Source organism: Clostridium phoceensis, from assembly GCF_001244495.1.
Taxonomy (GTDB): domain Bacteria; phylum Bacillota; class Clostridia; order Oscillospirales; family Oscillospiraceae; genus Lawsonibacter; species Lawsonibacter asaccharolyticus.
Map to the genome: position 1 here is coordinate 983,307 of NZ_LN866274.1, position 5,682 is coordinate 988,988.

Here is a 5,682-nt window from a genome sequence, read left to right on the forward strand (position 1 = left end):
GAAGAGCCGGTGTCCACCGGCTGCCGGGGGTTGACCACCGGGGTGCGGCAGAGGGGGCAGAAGGAGGCGGTGGAATCCAGCTCCACGCCGCAGTTGACACAATAGGACATACAGAACACCTCCCAGGGACCTCAGCGGGTCCGGTTGGACTCCACCTTGACGGGGATGCCTTCCCGTACCAGGTGGGTGAAAAAGCGCCGCTCCGTCTCGCTGGAGGTGCCGGTGCCGGCGAAGGTGACAGCCATGGTATTGCCATAGCTGATGGAGGCGCAGTGAGGGGAGGGCCGGGTGGCCTGCCCCAGGACGACCTCCATCCGCTGGATGTGAGGGGCCATCTCCGGCGGGACCCGGAAGAGGCCGGGATTGGTGTAGGTGGCGGAGAAGGGGCGCACCCCCACCAGCTGGTAGGAGAGGGACATCACCGGGTTCTTCAGGAAGATGGGGATCAGCTGGAGAAAGCGGTTGGCTGTGAAGTGGACATTGCCGGTGAAGCGGGCCCGCATCTCCTGGGGATTGATGTGCAGGCGCATGTAGTGGTGGACGTATCGGACCAGCTCAGGGAAGGTGTAAGGCCCCAGAGTGGGGTCCACGCAGAGCCGGACAGTGAGGATGAAGTTGCGGAGGGTGGCGGAGGGGAACCAGCCCCGGAGATCGATGGGAATGGCCAGAGCCGCGGGCCTGGGACGGCGGGGGCGCTGGACCTCCTGATTCTCCAGGATAGACTGGAGGAGCACTGCGGAGAGGTATTCGGTGATGGAGGCGCCGTACCGGGCGGCGATCTCCTTCAGCCGGTCCACGGGCAGAAAGCCCATGGTGACATTCAGGGTGTAGAAGGGCTCCGCCTGGCTGGTGTTGGAGAAAGCGGTCTCCTGCCAGCGGTCCCGCAGGACCCGCTTGCCCGCGTACCGGGCGTAGGCATCCTCCAGCTCCTCCGGACGAGGGGAATCATCCACGTCCAGCAGGCCGGGGCCGCAGGGGATGGGGTGTCCCAGCTCCCGGAGGTAGACCGCCAGCAGGGTGCGGAAAAAGGTGAGGGCCCCCGCCCCGTCAGACACAGCGTGGAAGACCTCCAGGGAGATCCGGCTCTGGTAGTAGAAGAAGCGGACCAGCCATCCGTTGTCCTCCCGGAAGCGGATGGGCTGGCAGGGGTTGGACATGTCCGGACGGACAAAGGGGCCGGGGCTGTCGTTGGGCTCGAAATAGTGCCAGAAGACCCCGGGCTTCATCCGGACGCGGAAACCGGGGAACCGGGGCATGGTTCGGTCCACTGCCCGCTGGAGGACGGCGGGGTCCACCGGCTGGGACAGGACAGCAGAAAAGCGGTAGACCGGCGAGTACTTCTCCCGCTGGAGAGCGGAGTAGAGGACGCCGGCGTTGTCCAGCCGGTACCAGTCAGGGGGACCTTTGGGCGTCTTGGACATGGCGGTGCCTCCTTTCCTTTGTGATATCAGTGTAGCATCTCCTGGGGGAAAGTACAAGGGGAGGGGAAAAAGTATAAAATTCAACGCTCCCATTCGCTGCGGCATGGGCGTGCCTTTTCTGACCTTGCGCAGGGAGAGCTGCTTGAAGAATATGCCGTGGGCGGGAGGCGGATCGGTCCTTCCCCTGGCCTCGTGGGCCTCCCGCCACTTCGGAGAGCCTGGGCTCTTCGGGGGCAGGGGGGAGGAATACGGCAGTTAGATGAGGTCCATCATACCGTATCTCCACGCCCGCCGCAAGGCGTGCGCACCTGCCCGCGCGATTTTGTCAGAACGCCGCAGCTTTTCCCGGCACCGCAAACAAGGCGACGGGGAGAGGCCATTGCCAAACGCGGCCGGATGTGGTAGGCTTGTCATGATCCAGGTCCCAGAACAGGAAGGTGAGAACGATGACACTGAAAGAGAGAGGAAGACGGGTGCGGGTGACCCATCCCACCCCCGCCCAGCGGGCGGAGGCGGAGGAGCGCCGCCTGGCCCCCATGATGAGGGCCCTGAAGGCAATCCACTCGGCCAGCTCGCCCGAGTCCATGCGCCCGGAGGACCTGAAGCGGCAGCGGGCGGCTCAGGAGGTGCTGGGCAGGCTCATCACCCCCATGATCGGGATGAAGTGGGCCCCCTTTGAGCTGGAGGGGATGAACGCGGCCTGGGTGCGGCCTGAGCGGAGCTATGACCGGAACCACGCCATCCTGTACTGCCACGGCGGGGGCTATACCAGCGGAAATCTGGGCTACTCCCGGCCGCTGGCCTCCAAGCTGTCCGGCGTGACGGGCTGGGACACCCTCTCCTTTGAGTACCGGCTGGCCCCGGAGCACCCCTTCCCTGCGGCGGTGGACGATGCGATGAAGGCGTGGGACCATCTGATGCGCCAAGGCTACGGGGCCCGGGACGTGACGGTGGCGGGGGACTCGGCGGGAGGAAACCTGGCGCTGGTGCTGTGCCACCGGCTGAAGCAGGAGGGCAGGCGGCTGCCTGCCCGGCTGATCCTCATGTCCCCATGGACGGATATGACGGCCAGTGGGAAGTCCTATACAGAGCGGGCGGAGCTGGACCCCACCATCACCCTGGACTATATCCGGGCGGTGCGTGGGGCCTATGCCCGGGACCAGGAGCTGACCTCCCCCATGCTGTCCCCGCTGTTCGGGGATTTCCGGGGCTTCCCGCCCACACTGATCCAGGCGGGGAGCAACGAGCTGCTGCTGTCCGATTCCGTGCGCCTGCGGGACCGGATGCAGGCGGCGGGGGTCCCATGCCGGCTGGAGGTCTGGAGCGACATGTGGCACGTGTTTCAGATGTTCCCCATCAAAAAGGCGGGCCAGGCCATGGCCAGCGTGGGGCGCTTCCTGCTGGAATACACATGAAAATGGTCCCTGTCCGCAGGAGAGCGGGAGGGCACAGCGGGATCAAGGAGAAAAGATCGAGGGCCGCCCCGGCAGGGGCGGCCCTCTCGTTTCTGGGGTAAAACTTCTGCAAGGAGCACGTCTGGGAGCTCAGGGCAGCGAGGATGCTCCGTCACAGCAGCACCACGCCGGCCTGCTCACAGGCCCGGACGGTGTCGGGGTCCCACAGGGAACTCTGCACCTCACCGATGTGGGCCTTGCCCAGCAGCAGCATGGACACCCGGGACTGGCCGATGCCGCCCCCCATGGTCAAGGGCAGCTCACCGTTGAGCAGCATCCGGTGGAAGGGGAGGGAGCGGCGGCTGTCACAGCCTGCCAGGGTGAGCTGGCGGTCCAGGGACTCTGGGCTGACCCGGATGCCCATGGAGGAGAGTTCAATAGCCTGGCCATTGACGCTGTCCCAGAACAGAATGTCGCCGTTCAGGTTCCAGTCATCATAGTCCGGGGCCCGGCCGTCATGTGGCTGACCCGACTTCAGCTTTCCGCCGATCCCCATGAGAAACACCGCACCGTGCTCCCGGACAATGGTGTTCTCCCGCTCCTTGGGGGAGAGCTGGGGATATAGATCCTCCAGGTCCTGGGCGGTGACGAAGGTGACCTGGCCAGGCAGCTCGGGCAGGGCGGACAGCTGGGGGAAAACGGAGCGCAGGAAGGACTGGGTATCCACGAGAGCGCGGACAATGGCGTTTACCGTCTGCTTCAGATAGTCCCGGGTGCGGTCCTCCTGGGTGATGATCTTCTCCCAATCCCACTGGTCCACGTAAGCGGAGTGGAGGTTGTCCAGCTCCTCATCCCGGCGGATGGCGTTCATGTCGGTGTAGAGCCCCTCTCCGGGGTGGAACTGATAGCGCTTCAGAGCCAGGCGCTTCCACTTGGCCAGGGAGTGGACCACCTGGGCGGTGTCCTCCACCCGGTTGATCTCAAAGGAGACGGGGCGCTCCACCCCGTTCAGGTCATCGTTGAGGCCGGAGGAGGCGGAGACGAACAGGGGGGCAGATACCCGGTGCAGGCGCAGGGCACCGGCGAGGCGGTCCTCGAACAGACGCTTGAGCAGGCTGATGGCCTTCTGGGTCTCATAGAGGCTGAGGAGGGAGCGGTATCCCTCGGGAATGACGGTTTTTCCCATGTCGAATACTCCTTTTGAAAGGGATTTGGAACAGAAGCTCATCCGGCAGAGCCGGGATGGAACGCCTGGTGAGCACATACAGATTTTTCTATTATAGCGGAGAAGGGCGGAAAAATCAATCTGTTCTTGCCAAGCGGGGCACGTCTTTGTATAATAGGGTCCATCCAAAGTTCCGACGGAGGGAGAGAGGAGATGCCTATGAAATTCGTTTCCTGGAATGTGAACGGCCTGCGGGCCTGCCTGAAAAAGGGGTTTCTGGACTTTTACCGACAGGAGGCACCCGACTTCTGCTGCCTTCAGGAGACCAAGATGGAGCAGGGACAGGCGGATGTGGAGCTGAACGAAGGGGTCTTGGAGTTCTGGAACTCTGCGGAGAAGAAGGGATACTCCGGCACCGCTGTTTTCACCCCCCACCAGCCTGTGGCTGTGGCCTACGGTATGGACAAGGACCGGCACGACCACGAGGGGCGGCTCATCACCCTGGAGTATGAGGGCTTCTATCTGGTCTGCTGCTACACCCCCAACTCCCAGGACGGCCTGAAGCGGCTGGACTACCGCATGGAGTGGGAGGACGACCTGCGGGACTACCTCATGTCCCTGGACCGGCACAAGCCGGTGGTCTACTGTGGGGACCTGAACGTGGCCCACCGGGAGATCGACCTGAAAAACCCAAAGACCAACCGGAACAACGCCGGCTTCACCGACCAGGAGCGGGAAAAGATGACCTGCCTGCTCTCCTCCGGCTTTACAGACAGCTTCCGCTATCTCTACCCGGACACGGAGGGGATCTACTCCTGGTGGTCCTACCGCTTCAACGCCCGGAAGAACAACGCGGGGTGGCGCATCGACTATTTCATCGTCTCTGACCGCCTCCGGGACAAGATCAAGCGGGCGGAGATCCTGACCACGGTGGAGGGCAGCGACCACTGCCCGGTACTGCTGGAGCTGGACATCTGAGTGCCCCGGGGCGGGACCGGAAGGAGATAAGGAGGATCTGGATATGCGCAGAGCGGAGAAGGAAGTCAAAGACCTGGAGCAGTTGGAGGAGATCCTGCGGGACTGCAACACAGTGCGGATCGGGACCCAGGATGCGGAGGGGATGTTCATCGTCCCTGTGAATTACGGCTACGACCTGACAGAGGGGCAGCTGACCCTCTACCTCCACTCGGCCCGGGAGGGGCGGAAGGCGGCGGCGTTCCGCCGGGGCGGGGCGGTGGCCTTTGAGATGGACTGCGGCCACCAGCTGATGAGGGCGGAGCAGGCGTGCAGTTACAGCTGTGCCTACCGCAGCATCATGGGCAGCGGGACCATCCGGGAGCTGACCGAGCCGCAGGAGAAATATGAGGCCCTCAACGCCATTATGCGCCATATGACCGGGCGAAACTGGGAGATGACGGAGCCCGCCGTGGCCCGGGTATCCGTCTTTGCCATCCGGGCGGAGCGCTGGACGGGCAAGCGCAGCCCAGCCAACTGAGAGGAGGCAGCCGAAATGGTCTTATTTGATCCCCACAGATACGCCTATCCCTCACGCCGCAGCGTGGTGTACGCCCGCCGGGCCATGGCCTGTACCTCCGTCCCCCTGGGGGCCCAGGTCGGCCTGGATGTGATGAAGGCCGGGGGAAATGCCGTGGATGCGGCGGTGGGCCCGGGCCCCGCCCTGCCCCCTCTGGGGCTGGTTCTT

General features: G+C 64.2%; 5 protein-coding genes and 1 pseudogene. 4 read left to right on the forward strand and 2 right to left on the reverse strand.

Translation table 11 applies throughout. The annotated features are described in order from the left end of the window. Window positions 1-131 precede the first annotated feature (131 nt). Window positions 132-1,421 carry a condensation domain-containing protein gene (locus BN1969_RS05580; RefSeq protein ID WP_050623398.1) on the reverse strand — a complete coding sequence of 430 codons (1,290 nt, stop codon included), beginning with the start codon at window positions 1,419-1,421 and terminating at the stop codon, window positions 132-134. A 446-nt stretch (window positions 1,422-1,867) separates the two neighbouring features. Here BN1969_RS05580 and BN1969_RS05585 point away from each other — a divergent pair, with 446 nt between their 5' ends. Then, window positions 1,868-2,836: an alpha/beta hydrolase gene (locus BN1969_RS05585; RefSeq protein WP_108980515.1), complete on the forward strand. Its 969-nt coding sequence runs from the start codon at window positions 1,868-1,870 to the stop codon at window positions 2,834-2,836. 151 nt (window positions 2,837-2,987) lie between these two features. Here the strand turns inward: BN1969_RS05585 and asnA are convergent, their stop codons facing one another. After that, window positions 2,988-4,001, reverse strand: coding sequence for an aspartate--ammonia ligase (gene asnA, locus BN1969_RS05590; protein ID WP_050623399.1), 1,014 nt, complete (start codon window positions 3,999-4,001; stop codon window positions 2,988-2,990). Between the two features lie 198 nt (window positions 4,002-4,199). On the opposite strand from asnA, the gene BN1969_RS05595 reads away from it, so the two are divergent. The 3 genes and pseudogenes from BN1969_RS05595 to BN1969_RS18210 form a co-directional block, all read left to right on the forward strand. Next, window positions 4,200-4,958, forward strand: coding sequence for an exodeoxyribonuclease III (locus BN1969_RS05595; protein ID WP_050623400.1), 759 nt, complete (start codon window positions 4,200-4,202; stop codon window positions 4,956-4,958). A gap of 43 nt (window positions 4,959-5,001) precedes the next feature. Next, the gene (locus BN1969_RS05600) at window positions 5,002-5,475 is read left to right on the forward strand and encodes a pyridoxamine 5'-phosphate oxidase family protein (protein ID WP_050623401.1); all 474 of its coding nucleotides are present in this window, start codon (window positions 5,002-5,004) and stop codon (window positions 5,473-5,475) included. A 15-nt stretch (window positions 5,476-5,490) separates the two neighbouring features. Further along, a pseudogene (locus BN1969_RS18210) lies at window positions 5,491-5,682 on the forward strand (hypothetical protein); the annotation flags it as partial.